General features: G+C 29.7%; 3 protein-coding genes. All 3 read right to left on the bottom strand.

The window, feature by feature from the left end:
• On the bottom strand, positions 1-633 hold a 633-nt coding region (locus ACTG3S_RS02730; RefSeq protein ID WP_439127842.1), incomplete at its 3' end, for an MBL fold metallo-hydrolase.
• 133 nt (positions 634-766) lie between these two features.
• Positions 767-961, bottom strand: coding sequence for a hypothetical protein (locus ACTG3S_RS02735; protein ID WP_439127843.1), 195 nt, complete (start codon positions 959-961; stop codon positions 767-769).
• Positions 962-1,079: 118 nt separating this feature from the next.
• On the bottom strand, positions 1,080-2,682 hold a 1,603-nt coding region (locus tag ACTG3S_RS02740; RefSeq protein WP_439127844.1), incomplete at its 5' end, for a penicillin-binding protein 1C.

Raw genomic sequence — 2,682 nt, forward strand, 5'->3', positions numbered from 1 at the left:
AGTGGGTAATAAATCTGCCATAAAAATAAGGGTTTTATCTTGATAGGTAATTTTGGGCAACATTTGTTTTTCTGTATGCCCATCCACAAACACCACATCAAAACCAATTTGGTCTACAGCATTGCTGTGTATAAATTCTAACTGACCGTTTTCTTTTATAGGGTTGATGTTTTCTTTTAAAAAAGATGCTTTTTCTCTTGGATTTGGTTCTGTAGCCCATTTCCAATGTTTATCATTAGACCAAACTTTTGCATTTTTAAATGCAGGTTGTAGTAATGTTTTGTTGGCATTCCATTCGATTACACCTCCACAATGATCAAAATGTAAATGGGTTAAAAAAACATCTGTAATATCATTTCTATGAAAACCTAGTTTTTTTAAGGAAGCATCTAAAGAAAAATCGCCAAATAAATAGTAGTAACCAAAAAACTTATCTGATTGTTTATTGCCTAAACCTGTATCAATTAAAATTAAACGATTACCATCCTCTATAAGCATACAACGCATGCTCATTTCTATTAAATTATTGGCATCTGCAGGATTTGTTTTTTGCCAAATGGTTTTAGGAACCACCCCAAACATGGCACCACCATCTAACTTAAAATTTCCTGTTTCTATTGGGTAAATTTTCATACTTATAAATTAAAAAAAATCATTAAAACTATTTGATGCAAATAATTTAATGATTTATGTATAGTAAACCAAATAAATTGGTCTACAAATATGAATAAAAAAGTATGATTTTCTGTTAAGAAAAATCTAATTCTTAAGAAGTGTAACTTGGTTTTTCTACTTTAGAAATAGTAGTTTTATTAATTTTTAAATGGTTTAAATATTTTGCTACTTGCAAAATTACTATAGTACCTATTGCCAAACCTAAAATAACAAATATTAATTGATTATCTATTGGTGAGTTTGCAATTGTTTCATGTGCATCTGGTGGTAAAATTTGTAAAGCCATAATTTATATTTTTTTGTTTGGTGATATAAAATTACGATTGATACCTCTTGAATTTTGCTATTTTTCGATAAATGGTTCGTTTCTATAGTTAAAATACAAGTATCTAACTTTAAACAAATTAACTCTTTACATTTATTTCTTGTGTTATTTCGTTTCCAAAATTATCTGTTACAGATATTTTATAAAATCCTGTTTTGTAAGATATTGCCAAATTATGATTTTCTTTTGTTGTGGCTATAAACTGATTGTTTACATACCAAAATAACTTTGCATTTTTGTTGGCATGTGCAACTTTTAAAATAAGTTCATTTTTTGTACCATCAAAGTTTTTGGGTAAGTAAACTGTGGTTTTTTCTGTGGGATATATAAACTTCATACTATTTTTTATTTCGCCAAAACAATCACTTCTAAACTTTGGTAAAGGTTTGTAAAAAGGATTGTTTTTTTTGTAATAATATTCCATTAAAGGTGGCAATACAAACCAAGATTTCAGTTTGATATTTGCTAAGTTTTCGCAAGAAGTATTTATTTGATAATTTTCTGAAACATCAACATTTACCAAAACATGATAAGGACAAGGTGCTGTTTTTAAACCTGAGTTTTGTATGAATTCATTCGTTTTTTCCTCGCAAATGCTTGTGGCTCTGTAACCACTTTTGGTGCAAATTTCTACTTTGGTCATTTCATCAAAAGGTTTTTCAAACCAATCCGATTTTGATAATTTATCAAACACATCAAACAAGATAGGGGCAGCCGTTTGCACACCAACCAAACCAGGTCTCCCTTCTCCATCTGCATTACCAACCCAAACACCCACAACAAAATCTTTGGTGGCACCAATTGCCCAAGCATCTCTAAAACCAAAACTAGTACCTGTTTTCCATGCAATTTGTTTAGAAGAATCAAAAAAATCCCAATTTTGATTTGCATTTGGTCTATTTACATCCTTTAAACTCTCAAAAGTTAAGTAAATAGAAGCTGCATCAAAAATTATTTTTTCTGATGATTTTTTACCAAAATCTACTTTTTCATCAGCATAAAAAATGGGTTCTAAAAATTCGTTTTTAAAGTATCTGCTAGAATTTCCTGTATAATGATTTATGGTTGATGCCATAGATGCATAGCTTTTTGTTAAATCCCAAAGATTGCTTTCTGCACCTCCTAAAGCCAATGTTAAGCCATAATAATTAGGGTTTTTGCGTAGGTTTTTAAGTTGTAATTTTTGTAAATAATCATGAAATTTCTCTAAGCCAAAACTTTGCAACATTCTAACAGTAGGCACATTTAAAGATTTAGATAACGCTAATTTTGCAGCAATAGCACCTGCATATTTTTTATCGAAATTTTCTGGCTGATAACTACCAAAATTGGTAGGCACATCTGCCACTAAAGTATTGGGTAACAAATCGCCTGCATCTAACATAGCAGCATACAAAAAGGGTTTTAAAACACTACCTGTACTTCTTGGTTTGTCTATAACATCTACATCTTTTTGATGTTTTTTATCTGTCGGTGAATTACCCACATAACTTAACACTTTTCTTGTTTTTACATCTAAAACCAAAACAGCAATATTGTAAATTCCGTTTTTATTTAGCTGATTGTAATGGTTTTTTACAATCATATTTGTTTGCTCTTGTAGGTTTTTATTGATAGTAGTTTTTACAAATTGCCCTTTTTTTTGTTTGTTGATTTTCTGCAACAAATGAGGTGTAATTTGA

Source organism: Polaribacter sp., from assembly GCF_965656025.1.
GTDB lineage: Bacteria > Bacteroidota > Bacteroidia > Flavobacteriales > Flavobacteriaceae > Polaribacter.